The sequence below is a fragment of the Woeseia oceani genome (genome assembly GCF_001677435.1).
GTDB lineage: Bacteria > Pseudomonadota > Gammaproteobacteria > Steroidobacterales > Woeseiaceae > Woeseia > Woeseia oceani.
The window spans coordinates 1,773,126-1,788,471 of record NZ_CP016268.1; the positions used below are offsets into that span (position 1 = coordinate 1,773,126).

Sequence of the window (15,346 nt, forward strand, 5' to 3'; positions counted from 1 at the left end):
GATGACCCAGCTCTACGAAATATGGATAGGCAGTCGCTATGTGCGCTCGAAAAGCGGCAACCGGTTTGTCTCGTTGATCTCGTTGATTTCGATGTTGGGGATCGCGATTGCTGTCGCTGTGCTCATCATTGTCTTGTCGGTGGTGAACGGATTTGAACGCGAGCTAAAGGACCGGCTCCTGTCGATGTCCGGCCATGCCAGCATTGAAGGCCCGGATCAGCGATTGTCTGACTGGCCGCATTTTGCGGACACTGCGGACGCTAATCCGTTGGTCGTTGCCAGTGCTCCGTACGTGGAAGGTCAGGGCATGCTGATTGCCGGCAGCAAGCTCAGCGGTGCCGGTTTGCGCGGCATCGACCCGCCGTCAGAGGATCGTGTGTCCGGAGTTGCCGGCGTCATGACTGATGGCGAGCTGGCGGAGCTGGTGGCTGGCAAGTTCAATATTGTTCTCGGAAGTGAATTGGCGGCGCACCTCGGTATCGGTCGTGGCGACAAGGTGACGGTAACGCTGGCGGAGGGCACGGTGACGCCGGCCGGCATTATTCCGCGCAGCAAGCGGTTTACCGTCACCGGCATTTACCGCGTGGGCATGTACGAGTTCGATCGACGCCTCGCCTTTATTCATATCGACGACGCACAGCGCTTGTTTCGCCTGGGTAAAGACGTCAGCGGTGTACGTTTGTCCGTGCAAGAGTTATTCGAAGCGCCGGTGATCGTTCGCGAGGTGGCGCTGGAGGCAGGTGGCGGCGTATTGGTCAGTGACTGGACGCGGCGTCACGTCAATTTCTTCCGTTCTATTCAGATCACCAAATCCATTCTGTTCGTGATTTTGTTGCTGGTCATCGCGGTCGCCGCCTTCAATATCGTGTCGACGCTCGTTATGGTCGTCAAAGACAAGCAATCGGATATCGCGATCTTGCGCACCATCGGTGCGCAACCTGGTGAGATACTTCGCGTATTCATTACGCAGGGCACCGTGATCGGTGTTACCGGTACCGTCGCAGGCGTGGTACTCGGCGTGCTGTTGACTGTTAATCTGGAGGCCATTGTGGCGTTTTTCGAGGCGAGCTTCGGCATGAAGTTTCTTGCGGCGGATGTGTATTTCATCAGCGACCTGCCAGCTGATTTGCGCTGGTCGGACGTAGCCAAGGTGAGTGGCATTGCACTGCTGCTCGCATTGCTTTCCACCCTGTACCCGGCGTGGCGCGGTGCGCGCACTCTGCCTGCGGAGGCATTGCGCTATGAGTGATCAGGTGCTCCTGTGCCGCGACGTCGTACGGCAGTTCAACGAAGGCAGCTCGACGCTGGAAGTGCTCAGTGGTGTAAACCTTGACGTGCGACCTGCCGAACGGCTGGCCATCATCGGCTCCTCCGGGTCCGGCAAGACCACGCTGTTGCAGATCATGGGCGGACTGGATGAACCGACCTCAGGCGATGTCATCGTCGGCGGGCAGACGATTGCGCACACCAGTGAGCGCGAAAAAGGCCTGCTGCGAAACAAATACCTGGGTTTCGTTTACCAGTTTCACCACTTGCTGCCAGAGTTCACGGCGGCCGAAAACGTTGCGATGCCGTTGATGATCCGGCGCATGCCGCGCGCTGAGGCGCTCGCTGCAGCGGGCAAGTTGCTGGATCGGGTTGGACTTGGTGCGCGTCTGACGCACAAGCCCGGTGAAATGTCCGGCGGTGAACGCCAGCGTGCGGCCGTCGCCAGAGCACTGATTACCCAACCCAGGCTGGTACTGGCGGATGAGCCCACGGGTAATCTGGACGCGGGCAATGGTGAGCACGTATTGAATTTGATGCTGGAACTGAACCGCGAGTTTCAAACCAGTCTTATTATCGTGACTCACGATCACGCCATCGCCAGGCGCATGGACCGTATCCTCACGCTCGAAGGCGGGGTCCTCAACGAAGCCTGATCAAAGTTTGCGGTTCTTGCGGCGTCGGCGTTTTTCCAGGTAGTCGGCTATCGATGCTCGCCACAACAGATCCAGTCCGATGTAGCCGAGCAGGGAGGCGATGCTGCCCAGCAGCACACAACCGAGCATCAAGGGTTGCCAGATGTTGAGAAAGCTATCGGCCAACCAATCCCAACTGAGTTCGAAGTTGATCTCGCGTGGTTCCAAACCAAGCAGCAAGCGCCCGAGCTGGTAAGAAAAAATAAACATCGGGCCGATGGTCAGTGGATTGCTGACAAAGGTGGTGATTGCGGCAATCGGGATGTTGATCCGGAATGCGAGCGCCAGCAGCGCGCCGATCAGCATGTGCCCGGGTACCGGCTGGAAGGCAATGAACAGGCCGAGGGCAAAGGCGGGCACGATGGTCCGCCGTCGAACACCCCACAAGCGCTGGTCATGCAGCAGGTGGTCGAATGGCGCCAGGTACCAGTGGCCATGGAAGTGCTGGCGTTTCAGGGCAAATTTTCGAAAAAAGCGTCTTGGCATTGGACGGGTGTTTCGGTGTCATCCGGCTTCGGGTCGCGACTACGCGCGGCATCATATATGCAATTGATTACGGATGCGGAACATGCTGCGGATCTGCCTTCCGGCACTCGCGGGCGCCGCATCCCTGTCGTTGCTACCGCAGTTGCCGCCGACGGCCGGCGCGTGGGTCGCGGCCGCAATCGGCCTCGGCTTAACGACAACCCGCCGTACTCAGCCGCTGGCAGCGTGGCTGCTCGGTCTGCTGTTGATGTGGTCGGCGGCCAATCAGCAATTGGCCGATCAATTGCCCTCTGCTCAAGACGGTAACACGTTTAAGTTCATAGCAGAAGTAATTGAATTTCCTAGGGAAGAATGGCCGCAAGTCCGCCTCCTGGTAGCGCCGGTTGAGGCACCCGGTCTTCCCGAGCGGCTGCGGCTGACGTACTTCGAGCCGGACCGTGTCCCGCAGGTCGGTGAGTTATGGGCGCTCACTGCGCGCCTGCGCAGTCCGCGGGGAAATCGCAATCCCGGCGGATTCGACTACGCCGGCTGGTTGCACCGGCAGGGCGTTGGCGCGAGCGGCTATGTGCTCACAGCCGAGTTGCTGACCCTTGGCAGCCTGTCGTTTGTGCAACGGTTGCGCGCGCATGCGGTGCAACGATTGAGTCGCTTGTTGCCGGAGGATGATGCGAGCGCCACGCTGTTGGCAATTAGCGTCGGTGCGCGTCACCAGGTGTCACGGGCAGCATGGAACCGGTATGCCGCAACCGGTACCAGTCACTTGATGGCGATTTCCGGGCTGCACATTGGTCTCGCTGCCGCCGGCGCGGGCTTGTTGGCGTGGTTATCGATGGCGTTTTGTCAGCCGCGCGGCAACAGCCGGGATACCGCGACAGCGATTGCGTTGTTGGCGGCGGTCGTTTACGCGGCCATCTCGGGTTTCGCGGTACCGGCGCAGCGTGCCTGCCTGATGCTGGGTTTGCTTGCGGCGGGTGTATTGCGGCGCCAGGTTCTGTCGCCACAGGAGGTGCTGGCAGCGGCGGCTCTGCTGCTGTTCATGGTTGAACCGCTGGTCATATTAAGCCCTGGCTACTGGCTGTCGTTCATGGCCGTTGCAGTACTCCTGTGGCTCGCTCGCGAGCGGCAAGCGGCTGTCGCGCCTGGCGCGTTCGCTCATGCCCGGCGCTGGTTGATGTCGCTGCTGCAGCTGCAAGCCATGTTGTTACTCGGCTTGTTTCCACTGACAACCTTGTTGTTCGAACGTCTGGCATGGCTCGCGCCTGCGGCAAACTTGCTGGTCCTGCCGGTCTTTTCCATTGTGACCGTGCCGCTGGCGTTGCTTGGTCTCTTGCTGGACGGACCGTTGGCCGTGGCAGGTGACCTCATGTTGCGGCTGGCTTATCACAGCCTGCAGCTCATCAATCACCTGCTGACCTGGCTGGCTGGTTGGCCTGGCGCTGGCTACCGCCTCGCGACTCCGACGGGCTTTGCCAGCATCATGTTGTGGTTGCCAATGTTGTGGGTCCTGTTGCCACGCGGAGCACCGGGACGAGGTCTCGCCTGGGTCGCGCTGGTGTTCGTTGTGGTTTCCAGACCGCCGCCACCACCACCTGGTTGTTTCGATTTGTACACGCTGGACGTAGGCCAGGGGCTGGCCAATGTCGTACGCACGCCTACCCGGACGCTGTTGTTCGATACCGGCCCGGCCTTTCGCGGCGGGAGCAACAGTGCCGAACACGTGGTTCTGCCATTTCTCCGCAGCCAGGGCATTCGGCAGCTGGACATGCTGGTTATCAGTCATGCCGATCAGGATCACGCCAGTGGTATGGCCAGTGTGCTTGCGGCATTGCCGGTGGCCACCAGCATGACCGGTGAACCACCAGGCGTAACAGCAAGTTCTGACCGGCAGTGCGCTGCCGGCCAGCACTGGCGATGGGACGGTATTGACTTCGCGATCCTGCACCCGGAGCGTGGTGGCGTCGGGACGGACGGCAACAACGCGTCTTGCGTGCTGCTGATCGCCGCGGGCAAGCACCGAGTGCTGCTGACCGGTGATATAGAACGTCCGGTTGAAACCCGCCTGAGTTATGGCGGGCGGTTGCGCCCGGTCGCGGTGGCCCTGGTGCCGCATCACGGCAGTCGGACTTCGTCCAGTTCGAGTTTCGTCGCGGCCTTGCAGGCCGAGGTTGCTGTGGTCTCGGCGGGTTACAGGAATCGCTGGGGATTTCCAAAAGACGACGTCGTGACACGTTGGCAACAAGCCGGCGCAAAGGTGCTGACCACTGCAGCATCTGGCGCGATTCAGCACCGCTTGTGCCGGGAGCAGGGACTCGTCCTTGAGTTGGAGTACCGGAAAAGCGCCGCCCGCTACTGGCATGACCGCGGTTGATGAGGTTCGTGGACGTTGCGCGGGAATTTTCGGGCCGGTCCCTGTATATTTCGACTTTTCCGCACACCTTGATTCTCTATATGGTTGAAATCGTTAAAGCTGGCGGCTGGTTAATGGCGCCGATCATCCTCTGCGCCATTATTGCCATGGGCATTATGCTGGAGCGTTTCTGGACGCTGCAGCAAAAGCGCGTATTGCCCGATGACCTGACCAGCAAAGTCTGGAACTGGGTCAAAGAGAATTCGCTGGATCATCGGCAGATTCAATCCCTGCACCAGGGTTCGCCGCTGGGCCAGATTCTTGCGGCGGGTCTGATCAATCGTGATCGCGAAAGGGTGATCATGAAAGACAGCATCGAGGACACCGGCCGGCATGTCGTGCACGAACTCGAGCGCTACCTCGATACGCTGGGTACGGTTGCCGCCATATCACCGTTGCTGGGGTTGCTCGGTACCGTCATCGGCATGGTCAAAGTATTCACGGCGATTACTACTCACGGTGTCGGTAACCCTACTGTGCTGGCTGGCGGTATTGCTGAAGCGCTGATTACCACAGCCGCAGGCCTTACAGTGGCGATCCCGGCGCTGATTGGTTACCGCTACTACCGCAATCGTGTCGATACCCTGGTGGTCGATATGGAAAAAGAGGCGATCAAACTGGTCGAAGCACTGCATCGTCGGCAGTCTTACAACAAGCAATCCCAGAAGGACTCATGAATCTCAGGATTCGTCCACGCGCCGAGCCCGAGGTCAACCTGACCTCGTTGATCGATGTCGTGCTGCTGTTGTTGATCTTCTTCATGGTTTCGACAAGTTTCGTCAAGCAGTCACAAATTTCCATTCGCTTGCCACAGGCGGAAACGTCGGCTGTCGTCGAGGAAAAACCGCAGCAACTGGAAATCATGATAACGGAGCAGGGGACTTACCTGATCAACGGGCGGGAGCTGGTTAACAACCGGCCGGAAACAATTCGCAACGCCTTGGAAAAGTTGTCTGACGGTAATACCTCGTTGCCGTTGACGATCAGTGCTGATGCAAGTGCTAAACATCAGCACGTGGTCACCGCCATGGACGTTGCGGGTCGCCTCGGTTTCTCACAAATCAGCATTGCCACACTGAATGACCCGACTGACGAGCCGCAGTGAGTAATTATTTCGATCCACGCATAACGACGGTCTACAAACGTCTTTGGCGTTACGTACTGCCGCATCGCGGGATTGGAATAGTTGCATTGATCGCAATGGCTGCGACCGCTGTCATTGAAATGACAATGGTTGCACTGATCGAGCCGTTGATGGACGAAGCGCTGGTCGCGAAAAACCTTGAAACAGCGCGTTGGCTGCCAATTGCATTTGTCTTTGTCTTCATACTGCGCGGCGCTGCCGGATTTGCCACCGAGTCTTCGTTGGGCTGGATTGGTCGTAGCGTGATCAGCTCGCTGCGGCGTGACCTTTTCCAGAAATACCTGACGCTGCCATCGCGGTTTTTCGAGACCCAGTCAACCGGACCGCTGTTGTCGCGCATGACTTACAACGTTGAGATGGTCGCAGAGTCGGTGACCAACGTTGTGACCATACTCGTTCGGGACCTGTTGACCGTCATGGCAGCAATAGGCCTGATGGTCTATCAGAGTACCCGTTTGTTCATCACTGTTGCGGTTGTCTTGCCGATAATCGCGTTCATCATTCGTGCGCTCGGCACCGCGTTTCGGCGCTACAGTGGCCGTATCCAGGACTCGGTCGGTGAAGTGACGCAGGTAACCGAAGAGGTGCTGACCGGCCATCGCGTCGTGAAAATTTTCGGTGGCCGCGAGTACGAGATGGGCCGCATGGTGGATGTTGATGAAAGCAATCGCCGCCAGCACATGAAACTTATTCGCACGCGCTCGCTGGGGGTTGCGATCACCCAGGTTGTATTTGGCTTCGGTATAGCCGGGGTTGTTTACCTGGCCGGTATAGAGTCTGTGAACAACAACCTGAGCCCCGGCAGTTTTATGGCTTTCTTTGGTGCGATGATGTTGATGATGCAGCCGCTGCGGCGCATTACCAACGTGAATGCCACGCTGCAACGCGGTATCGCGGCCGGCGACAGCCTCTTTGAAGTTATCGACGAAAACGATGAAGCGGATTCCGGCAGTTTTGCTGACGGTCGGGTGAAAGGCACTGTCGAGTTTCGCAACGTCAGCTTTTCTTATGGCAATGACAACGCGACGATCATTGACGATCTGTCGGTGAAAGTAGAGGCGGGCAAGACCCTCGCGATAGTCGGTCATTCGGGTAGCGGCAAATCGACGCTTGTTTCATTGTTGCCGCGTTTCTACGATGTAGTAGCGGGTGAGATATTGCTGGATGAGCGCCCGATCAAGGAATACACGCTGACACATCTGCGGAACAACGTCAGCCTCGTCAGTCAGGACGTGGTGCTGTTCAATGACACCATCGCCAACAACCTGGCGTATGGCCAGCTCAGGCAATGCTCTCGTGAGCAAATACTGGAAGCGGCCGAGGCCGCGCACGTACTCGAGTTCGCGAGTGAAATGCCGCAAGGTCTGGACACTATGGTGGGCGATCGCGGTGTGCTGTTGTCCGGCGGGCAGCGGCAACGTATTGCGATTGGCCGTGCCTTGCTCAAAGATGCGCCGGTCCTGATTCTGGATGAGGCGACATCATCGCTGGACACGAAGTCGGAACGACGCATCCAGGATGCGTTGAATTTGCTGATGAAAAACCGGACAACATTGGTGATAGCGCACCGGCTTTCCACGGTTGAAAGTGCCGACAGGATTATCGTGCTCGATAAAGGCAAGATCGTTGAATCCGGGACGCACACCGAATTGCTGGCGGCGGAAGGGCACTATGCGGCTCTCTACCGCATGCAATTTTCTGATGATTCCGGTAGCTCCTGAGCGGGAAAAGTAACGACATGTCACGCCAGTATGACAGTCGCATGCAGCGCCTCTGGTATGCCGATGGCTATTACCACTGGCTGCTGGCGCCGTTCAGTGCTTTGTTTTTCGTGCTTAGCGCGTTGCGTCGTGCGCTGTACCGAATTGGCGTTCTGCGTTCCAGCCGGGTGGCCGTACCCGTAATTGTGGTTGGGAATATATCCGTCGGCGGAACCGGCAAGACTCCGGTCACTATCTGGCTCGCCAAGCAATTGCGTAGCCGCGGTTTGTCGCCGGGGATTGCAAGTCGCGGCTATGGAGGCGTAATCGGTGATACGCCAGCGCAGGTCAATGCGAACAGCGACGCGGAGATTGTCGGTGATGAGCCGTTGCTTATCGCGCGCCGCGCCGGGTGTCCGGTTGTTGTACACCCGAACCGGGCCGCGGCCGCGCGTGAACTGATTGCCATGGGCGTCGATATCGTGATTTGCGATGACGGTTTGCAGCACTACAAGCTGCAACGTGATTTCGAGATTGCGGTGCTGGGCGGCGCTCGCGGCCTCGGCAACGGCTGGGTGCTGCCGGCGGGCCCGTTGCGGGAAACAGGTTCGCGACTTTTTTCAGTGGACAGAGTGCTGGTGCACCTTGCGCAGCGCAGTTCGGCGCCGCCGGCGACCGTTTCCCTGCCGATTGGCAAAACCAACGGATTCCATCTCGTTGGTCATGAGTTGCTCAGTGTTGACGGGCAGGAAACGCGCACGTTCGAGCAGTTTGCCGGAAAGACCGTGCACGCGGTTGCAGCAATCGGCAATCCGGAGCGGTTTTTTCAGAGCCTCGAGCGACGTGGCATGAATGTTGTGCGGCATCCGTTCCCGGATCACGCACAGTTCACTAGCATGGAACTCACGTTTGACGATGACCTTGATATCGTGATGACGGAAAAGGATGCTGTTAAATGCGGGCAGTTTGCGACCACGCGATTCTGGTACGTACCTGTCGACGTTGATATGCACGATGATGAATGGGTGGACGCGATGGTTGAAAAGCTGCTGCCCCATGCTAAACAGGAACAGCAATGAACGATTTTGTGGTGGTCATCCCTGCGCGCTACGCTTCTGAACGATTGCCCGGAAAGCCATTACGGCTCATCGCAGGCAAGCCGATGATCGAGCACGTGTATGCGCGGGCCACGGAGAGCTCTGCCCGTGAGGTATTTGTCGCAACTGATGATGAGCGCATTGCGGATGCCGTTGCAAAGTTTGGTGGCAATGTGTGCATGACCGGCGCCGGGCATACGTCGGGCACGGAACGTCTCGCGGAAGTGTGCGCGCTTGAAGGCTGGGACGATGACGCTTGCGTGGTGAACCTGCAGGGGGACGAGCCATTGATGCCGGCCGCGTTGATTGACCAATGCGCCGCGCTGCTGTCGGACTTCTCGGTACAACTCTCAACACTGGCATCGCCACTGCAGTCGGCGGAAGACTTCGCCAACCCGAACATCGTGAAAGTCGTCTGTACTGACAATGGCAACGCGTTGTACTTCAGTCGCGCAGCGATACCGCATGCGCGCAATGCAACTGATGCGCCGTTGGCCATGGCCTCGGCGCTTCATCATCATGGGATCTATGGCTATCGGGTCTCGGTCCTGCGACAGCTGGTTGCAGCCAAGCCTTCGTCGCTGGAAATGGCTGAACGGCTGGAACAACTACGTGCGCTAAGTCTCGGAATGACCATTCGGGTTGGTATTCCCCGTACCCGGCCAGGGATTGGTGTGGATACCGAAGACGATCTGCATGCGGTGGAGAGAGTCATCAGCGAACGTGCCTGAGGCACGATTGGGCCGCAAACCCCTGTTGGCAGGGTTTGCGGCAGCTCGATCGTGTGCGGCTAGGGCGTTTCGATTGAGATGAGCTCCAGTACAACGTCGCCGTCCGGCAATTGTTCTGCGACGAGTCCGACGCCTTCAATGAAGTATTTGAATTCCGTCGCGTCCGGCTCGGTCGGGATGAAGTCTTCGGTCACGAGGCAGGCGTTGTTGCAGTCAAAGTGGTCGCCGGACAGGTCGCCATCCAATGCCAGCACTTCGGCTGCATCCTCGGCGTCGCCGAGTGCGAATTCCTGGCGGTACACGTCGCCAACCATGGGGTTGGCGAGCATGACGATGCCGGCCTGTGCGCCATCTTCGCCGGCGATGAACGAACCCTCCAGATCTGTCAGAAAGCCGTCTTCGAAGTTCTTTGCGATCTCGCCAAAGTACCAGACATTGCCGTCACGATCTTCGGCGAAGTAGTCGTCCGTATCTTCGATAAGCTCACCGTCGACGCTGACCACATCGCGTACCACTATGGTGGTCACGCCCTCGATGACCCGGGTCCTGTCGGTGACGGTGACAACTATGTCCTCATTGTCTTCTTCGTTTCGGTAGGTGCTGACCGTGCCGATGACCAATGGAAAGAAGCGGTTTCCGGCAAACTGGGTTTCCTCCGGTGTCTTGAAGTTCGCCGGGTCAATTTCGGTAATGTACGGGCCTGCATCAGGCAGTCTTGCGCACAGGTCGTTGCGGCCGGCTGTTTGCACGCGGCATTCAGCACGCGCATCCCGATAGTCCGTGCGTGCCTCGCGTTTGCAGTCGCGGACGTTGTCCGTATTCAGGCAGTTCGCAAAGGCAGTGTTGAAGTCGTCAACAATGTCCGCGAAGCAGGCTGCTTTCATCGCATCTGTGGTTCGGTAGCAAAGTCCGGCTTTGTCGTCCTGGTGCCGGTTGCCGGCCCGGGCATCACTCGGCGCCAGAGCGGCTGCCAGAGCCATGATGAGCAGGAGTGTGAATGAATTATGGCGGATCAGTGTGTGTGTCATGTGCTTGTCTCCGTTGCCGTGCATTGGAGCTGTCTGGAAGCAGGAAATGCCTCAGGTGCACGTTGTTAGACGGCGGAGAGGCCCGAACTGGTCGGTCGGGTTGCGCGGCTGTTACCCGTTCGCGGCTTTCCCGTTTCTGGCACGGCAACAGAACTGACATCATTCGCTATTAGTTGGTGTGTAATCCAGGAACAGGAACATGAGTGGGTTTTCAGCGCAGGGAAACTGAACATGAATTGTTGGCCGTGGCGCGGCGACAGTGCGTACCGATCCTTCGGTACTGACCGGGCTGCTCAGTATCTGCGTTTGGTTGCACAGGCGGCGAAGGCGGGTGGTGATCGTCCCGCATCAATGTGCCAGCTCTGGCGGGAAGCTCGTGTTGCGTTGATGTACGGATGAGCGGCGCTAGCCGGGCAGCGGCAATACTGTCGAATACTTCACGCGCCGCAGCGCGAAAGTCGAACTCGCTGAGCGTACGGCAGGGTGTTTGAGAATCTTGGAATTCAGGAACTCGTTGTAAGATTCCATGTCCTTGACGAGCACGTGCAGTACGTAGTCGCGTTCGCCCGAGACGGAAAAGCACTCGGTAACCTCGGGCAGCAAAGAGACGTGCCGTTCGAAGCGTTGCCGGTTGTCGTCGGTGTGTTCCGTCATTGCGACCATCAACAAGACCTGGATATTGAGTCCGGCCAGCTTCGGGTTGAGCAGGGCGACCCGACGTTCGATCAGTCCGGCGCGTTCGAAATCGCGAATTCGTCGCCAACAGGAGGTACGCGACATACCAACGAGCTCCGCCAGTTCGTTCTGATTTCGGGTGGCGTCGCGTTGCAGCTCGTTTAACAGCAGGCGATCGGTCTTGGAGAGTTTCAAGTGTTCATTCCATTTGAAATTCGGCAAAATATAGAACAGTTGTTTCAAAAAAGATACGAAATCAGCAAATAAAGGGCTATTTGTCTCCGAATTCCGCGCATACTACGGAAAACAACTGCACCTAGGAGGGCGCCGCAATGGCTGACTTGTTTGACAACCCTATGGGCCTGGATGGTTTCGAGTTCGTCGAATTCGCCGCCCCGGATCCGAAAGTTCTGACCGATGCTTTTACCTTGCTGGGGTTCACTGAGGTCGCGAAGCACCGTTCCAAAGACGTTACCTTGTGGCGTCAGGGCGGTATCAACTTTGTTATTAACAACGAAAAGTACAGTCAGGCCTATTACTTCGCGCAAGAGCACGGGCCTTCTGCCTGTGGCATGGCGTTCAGAGTCAAGAATGCGCATGAAGCTTACGCGCTGGCGCTGAAGAATGGCGCGCAGCCGGTCGAGATTCCAACCGGTCCCATGGAACTGCGGTTGCCGGCCATCAAGGGTATCGGTGGCGCCACGGTTTATCTCATCGACCGCTACCAGGAAGGCACGTCTATCTACGATATCGATTTCGAGTTCATCGAAGGCGTAGACCGGAACCCGGCAGGTTGTGGTTTCAAGGTCATTGACCATCTGACGCACAACGTTTATCGCGGTCGGATGCAGTTCTGGGCAGACTACTACCAGAAATTGTTCAACTTCCGTGAGATTCGTTACTTTGACATCAAAGGCGAATACACCGGGCTGACGTCCAAGGCAATGACAGCGCCGGACGGGAAAATCCGCATTCCATTGAATGAAGAAGCCGCCAATGGTGGTGGTCAGATCGAAGAGTATCTGATGGAGTTCAATGGTGAGGGCATCCAGCACATCGCGTTCAGTTGCGACAATCTGTACGAATGCTGGGACCGCTTGCAGAAGCAAGGCATAGAGTTCATGGCCGCACCGCCAGGAGCGTACTATGAGATGCTCGACGAACGTTTGCCGAACCACGGCGAGCCGGTTGATGAGCTGCAAGCACGTGGAATCCTGCTGGATGGCACAACCGAAGACGATGATCCGCGTCTGTTGTTGCAAATTTTCTCCGCCAATATGGTCGGGCCGACGTTCTTCGAGTTCATTCAACGTAAGCGGGACGAAGGCTTCGGTGAAGGAAATTTCAAGGCGCTGTTCGAGTCTATTGAACGAGATCAGGTTGCACGCGGGAAAGTCGCGGCAGCAACCTGACAGGAGCAAATAATGAATCTGAAACGCATTCATCATGTGGCCTATCGTTGTAAAGACGCTAAGGAGACCGTGGAGTTCTACCAGCGCGTGCTGAATATGGAATTCACTGTCGCGTTTGCTGAAGATCAGGTTCCATCCACCAAAGAGCCCGATCCGTACATACACGTGTTTCTCGATGCTGGTATGGGTAATGTACTGGCGTTTTTCGAGCTGCCTACGCGACCAGCGATGGATCGCGATCACAACACGCCGACCTGGGTGCAGCACATTGCGTTCGAGGTAGAGGACTACGCGGCGTTGTTGGCGGCGAAGATGCACATTGAGGCGCAGGGGATCGAAGTCCTGGGACCGACGAACCACGGCATTTTTCAGTCGATTTATTTCTTCGATCCCAATGGGCACCGCCTGGAGCTTGCAGCGAATACCTGTACGCAGGATCAGCTCGATGAGCTCAGGCGCGTTGCGCCGGAAATGCTCGAGGAATGGAGCGTAACCAAGAAGGCACCACGGCATGCAGCCTGGTTGCACGAATTGAATTTTAAGGGTGACGAATAAATGAAACTTGCATCCCTCAAAGTGGGCCGCGATGGCCAGCTTGTTGTAGTCAGCAAAGACCTTTCCCGTTATTTATCGGCGGCAAACGTCGCGCCCACGCTGCAAGCTGCACTGGATAACTGGGCACAAGCTCGCCCGGCACTGGAAGCTATTGCGAGCACGCTTGAGACGGGTGGTGGCGAGCCGTTCCAGCCGGAGGCCTGCGCATCACCCTTGCCGCGCGCTTACCAGTGGGCGGACGGTTCGGCGTACGTGAATCACGTCGAGCTGGTACGTAAAGCACGTGGAGCCGTTTTGCCCGAGTCATTCTGGACGGATCCACTGATGTACCAGGGTGGTTCGGACTCCTTTATCGGCCCAAGGGACGATATTCGGCTTGCTGACGAAGCCTGGGGCATCGACTTCGAAGCGGAAGTGGCGGTTATTACAGACGACGTACCGATGGGCGTTTCTCCTGAAGCAGCGCTTGATCACGTTGTTATGGTCATGTTGGTTAATGACGTGTCATTGCGCGGTCTGATTCCTGGTGAGCTGGCGAAGGGCTTCGGCTTTTTCCAGTCGAAACCATCCAGCGCCTTTTCGCCGGTTGCCGTAACACCTGATGAACTGGGTGATCGCTGGCAAGCTGGCAAGTTGCACCTGCCATTGCTGTCTTTCCTTAACGACCAACCCTTCGGCAAGCCGGATGCAGGCGTCGATATGACCTTTAACTTCGGGCAGCTGATTGCGCACGCGGCCAAGTCGCGGCCGCTGGTAGCTGGCAGTATCGTCGGTTCCGGCACGGTCTCGAATTTGTTGGATGGCGGCCCGGGCAAACCGATTGCAGAAGGTGGCGTTGGCTATTCCTGTATAGCCGAGATCCGCACCATTGAAACGATCCAGCACGGTCAGCCGAGCACGCCGTTCATGCGCTTTGGAGATCGGGTGCGCATAGAAATGCAGGATGACAGCGGCGCCAGTATCTTCGGCAGCATCGACCAGGAACTTGTGAAGTACGAAGGTTAACAATGATCGTGCAGTCACGGTTACGTGACTGCACAGCTTTGCGGGCGGCGTCAATTTAACTCCCAGTCCGCACTGCTATTGACACCGGGCCCAATGCAGTCTAACACCGAATCGGTGTGAGCTTGCATTGGGCCCGTTTTGCATCGAGCCTTGAGCATGCCTGTAGCGATCTCGCACTGAACGCAGCAATGTCCTTTGGTATGGCCCTCGATCCTGCTGACATGCAACCGGCAAAGTTGCTCGGAATTGATCGGCGGTTCAAGGTGTTCTTTGATAGCGAATAGAGCCGACCTCTTTGCCTGCGTGCTTTGCAACTCCCGATGCGGGCCAGGCGATCGCCTTGTCAGCTTGCGCAGTGCACTCTGCGCACTAACCCTGGTGCACGGGCAACTATCCCGGATTACCTGTACGCACTTGTACCGTCGAGCGGCATCCTGCATATCGCTGGGCGCCCTGAGGCAGTCGGGTTGAATAGCCAGAGCTGCAGGTTCACTGACGGCGGCGCAACGCGTAAACTGATCGGCTGGAGTAAGGACTGGCCATCATTGGATGATACGCCTGCCCCAAAGCAGGGCTTTTGATTATAAGTTGGAGCTTAGTAGCAAGCATGACGGAATCGAACGGGAAAACAGCCATTTTGTTTGTCTGCATGGGCAATATCTGTCGTTCACCGACAGCGGAAGGCGTGTTTCGCAAACACGTTGCTGATGCAGGTTTGACGGATTGGGTAGAGATAGATTCGGCCGGTACGCATGCCTACCATACGGACGCACCCGCCGACCGGCGCGCGACGGCCGCCGCTGAAAAACGTGGCTACAGTCTCGCAGGTATTACGGCCCGACATATCCAGAGCGAAGACTTTGAGCGCTACGATCTTGTGCTGGCGATGGACGATGACAATCTGCGGGTACTGCGCGAACGCAGTGATGCTGTCCACCACGAAAAAATTCGCCTGTTCCTTGAGTTTGCAGAGGCCGAAACGTTGGAAGTACCGGATCCTTACTACGGTGGCACCGCCGGTTTCGAGCGAGTGCTGGATCTTGTCGAAGCCGCTTCTTCTGGCTTGCTCGCCGAAATGCAAAAGAAAAGGGGTGGTGGCAACGCCTGATATTGCGTTACCAGCCACCCCTTAATTCAGGCGTGCG

General features: G+C 57.5%; 16 protein-coding genes. 13 read left to right on the forward strand and 3 right to left on the reverse strand.

Annotated features, from left to right (window positions below; all coding sequences use genetic code 11):
• Position 1: 1 nt before the first annotated feature.
• Both BA177_RS07865 and BA177_RS07870 read left to right on the forward strand, forming a co-directional pair.
• On the forward strand, positions 2–1,249 hold the full coding sequence (locus BA177_RS07865; protein ID WP_068615120.1) for a lipoprotein-releasing ABC transporter permease subunit: 1,248 nt from the start codon (positions 2–4) through the stop codon (positions 1,247–1,249).
• On the forward strand, positions 1,242–1,922 hold the full coding sequence (locus tag BA177_RS07870) for an ABC transporter ATP-binding protein (RefSeq protein ID WP_068615123.1): 681 nt from the start codon (positions 1,242–1,244) through the stop codon (positions 1,920–1,922). The genes BA177_RS07865 and BA177_RS07870 overlap by 8 nt, the downstream gene beginning before the upstream one ends.
• On the opposite strand, the gene BA177_RS07875 is transcribed toward BA177_RS07870, so the two are convergent.
• Positions 1,923–2,447 (reverse strand): DUF2062 domain-containing protein, encoded by a 525-nt coding sequence (locus BA177_RS07875; protein ID WP_068615126.1) that lies wholly within the window; start codon positions 2,445–2,447, stop codon positions 1,923–1,925.
• An 82-nt stretch (positions 2,448–2,529) separates the two neighbouring features.
• Here BA177_RS07875 and BA177_RS07880 point away from each other — a divergent pair, with 82 nt between their 5' ends.
• The 6 genes from BA177_RS07880 to kdsB all read left to right on the forward strand — a co-directional run bounded on the left by BA177_RS07880 (position 2,530) and on the right by kdsB (position 9,526).
• Positions 2,530–4,815: a DNA internalization-related competence protein ComEC/Rec2 gene (locus BA177_RS07880; RefSeq protein WP_197493384.1), complete on the forward strand. Its 2,286-nt coding sequence runs from the start codon at positions 2,530–2,532 to the stop codon at positions 4,813–4,815.
• A gap of 80 nt (positions 4,816–4,895) precedes the next feature.
• A complete protein-coding gene (locus BA177_RS07885) occupies positions 4,896–5,531 on the forward strand; it encodes a MotA/TolQ/ExbB proton channel family protein (protein ID WP_068619082.1) in 636 nt (211 codons plus the stop codon).
• Positions 5,528–5,959 carry an ExbD/TolR family protein gene (locus tag BA177_RS07890; protein ID WP_068615132.1) on the forward strand — a complete coding sequence of 144 codons (432 nt, stop codon included), beginning with the start codon at positions 5,528–5,530 and terminating at the stop codon, positions 5,957–5,959. Before BA177_RS07885 ends, BA177_RS07890 begins: the two co-directional genes overlap by 4 nt.
• Positions 5,956–7,719 carry a lipid A export permease/ATP-binding protein MsbA gene (msbA, locus tag BA177_RS07895; protein WP_068615135.1) on the forward strand — a complete coding sequence of 588 codons (1,764 nt, stop codon included), beginning with the start codon at positions 5,956–5,958 and terminating at the stop codon, positions 7,717–7,719. Before BA177_RS07890 ends, msbA begins: the two co-directional genes overlap by 4 nt.
• Positions 7,720–7,736: 17 nt before the next feature.
• The gene (gene lpxK, locus BA177_RS07900) at positions 7,737–8,777 is read left to right on the forward strand and encodes a tetraacyldisaccharide 4'-kinase (protein ID WP_068615138.1); all 1,041 of its coding nucleotides are present in this window, start codon (positions 7,737–7,739) and stop codon (positions 8,775–8,777) included.
• Positions 8,774–9,526, forward strand: coding sequence for a 3-deoxy-manno-octulosonate cytidylyltransferase (gene kdsB, locus BA177_RS07905; RefSeq protein ID WP_068615141.1), 753 nt, complete (start codon positions 8,774–8,776; stop codon positions 9,524–9,526). Before lpxK ends, kdsB begins: the two co-directional genes overlap by 4 nt.
• Positions 9,527–9,585: 59 nt before the next feature.
• On the opposite strand, the gene BA177_RS07910 is transcribed toward kdsB, so the two are convergent.
• Together BA177_RS07910 and BA177_RS07915 are read right to left on the reverse strand one after the other, a co-directional pair.
• Complete coding sequence (locus BA177_RS07910; RefSeq protein ID WP_156762739.1) at positions 9,586–10,554, reverse strand: hypothetical protein; 969 nt, start codon at positions 10,552–10,554, stop codon at positions 9,586–9,588.
• A 405-nt stretch (positions 10,555–10,959) separates the two neighbouring features.
• The gene (locus BA177_RS07915) at positions 10,960–11,424 is read right to left on the reverse strand and encodes an Lrp/AsnC family transcriptional regulator (RefSeq protein ID WP_068619084.1); all 465 of its coding nucleotides are present in this window, start codon (positions 11,422–11,424) and stop codon (positions 10,960–10,962) included.
• 137 nt (positions 11,425–11,561) lie between these two features.
• On the opposite strand from BA177_RS07915, the gene hppD reads away from it, so the two are divergent.
• The 5 genes from hppD to BA177_RS07935 all read left to right on the forward strand — a co-directional run bounded on the left by hppD (position 11,562) and on the right by BA177_RS07935 (position 15,309).
• Positions 11,562–12,641, forward strand: a complete 1,080-nt coding sequence (hppD, locus tag BA177_RS07920) for a 4-hydroxyphenylpyruvate dioxygenase (protein WP_068615147.1) — start codon at positions 11,562–11,564, stop codon at positions 12,639–12,641.
• A 12-nt stretch (positions 12,642–12,653) separates the two neighbouring features.
• Positions 12,654–13,196: a VOC family protein gene (locus BA177_RS07925; protein WP_068615150.1), complete on the forward strand. Its 543-nt coding sequence runs from the start codon at positions 12,654–12,656 to the stop codon at positions 13,194–13,196.
• A complete protein-coding gene (locus BA177_RS07930; RefSeq protein ID WP_068615153.1) occupies positions 13,197–14,201 on the forward strand; it encodes a fumarylacetoacetate hydrolase family protein in 1,005 nt (334 codons plus the stop codon).
• Positions 14,202–14,317: 116 nt separating this feature from the next.
• Entirely contained in the window at positions 14,318–14,485 is a 168-nt protein-coding gene (locus tag BA177_RS18570; protein WP_156762740.1) for a hypothetical protein, read from the forward strand.
• A gap of 323 nt (positions 14,486–14,808) precedes the next feature.
• Positions 14,809–15,309, forward strand: a complete 501-nt coding sequence (locus tag BA177_RS07935; RefSeq protein ID WP_068615155.1) for a low molecular weight protein-tyrosine-phosphatase — start codon at positions 14,809–14,811, stop codon at positions 15,307–15,309.
• Positions 15,310–15,346: the final 37 nt, after the last annotated feature.

Excerpts from the sequence above, each read along its gene's own strand:
- BA177_RS07910 (WP_156762739.1), bottom strand. The coding sequence starts at position 10,554 with ATGACACACACACTGATCCGCCATAATTCATTCACACTCCTGCTCATC.
- BA177_RS07935 (WP_068615155.1), top strand. The coding sequence starts at position 14,809 with ATGACGGAATCGAACGGGAAAACAGCCATTTTGTTTGTCTGCATGGGC.
- BA177_RS07865 (WP_068615120.1), top strand. The coding sequence starts at position 2 with ATGACCCAGCTCTACGAAATATGGATAGGCAGTCGCTATGTGCGCTCG.
- BA177_RS07875 (WP_068615126.1), bottom strand. The coding sequence starts at position 2,447 with ATGCCAAGACGCTTTTTTCGAAAATTTGCCCTGAAACGCCAGCACTTC.
- BA177_RS07890 (WP_068615132.1), top strand. The coding sequence starts at position 5,528 with ATGAATCTCAGGATTCGTCCACGCGCCGAGCCCGAGGTCAACCTGACC.
- kdsB (WP_068615141.1), top strand. The coding sequence starts at position 8,774 with ATGAACGATTTTGTGGTGGTCATCCCTGCGCGCTACGCTTCTGAACGA.
- lpxK (WP_068615138.1), top strand. The coding sequence starts at position 7,737 with ATGTCACGCCAGTATGACAGTCGCATGCAGCGCCTCTGGTATGCCGAT.
- BA177_RS07880 (WP_197493384.1), top strand. The coding sequence starts at position 2,530 with ATGCTGCGGATCTGCCTTCCGGCACTCGCGGGCGCCGCATCCCTGTCG.
- hppD (WP_068615147.1), top strand. The coding sequence starts at position 11,562 with ATGGCTGACTTGTTTGACAACCCTATGGGCCTGGATGGTTTCGAGTTC.
- BA177_RS07930 (WP_068615153.1), top strand. The coding sequence starts at position 13,197 with ATGAAACTTGCATCCCTCAAAGTGGGCCGCGATGGCCAGCTTGTTGTA.
- BA177_RS07925 (WP_068615150.1), top strand. The coding sequence starts at position 12,654 with ATGAATCTGAAACGCATTCATCATGTGGCCTATCGTTGTAAAGACGCT.
- BA177_RS07870 (WP_068615123.1), top strand. The coding sequence starts at position 1,242 with ATGAGTGATCAGGTGCTCCTGTGCCGCGACGTCGTACGGCAGTTCAAC.
- BA177_RS07885 (WP_068619082.1), top strand. The coding sequence starts at position 4,896 with ATGGTTGAAATCGTTAAAGCTGGCGGCTGGTTAATGGCGCCGATCATC.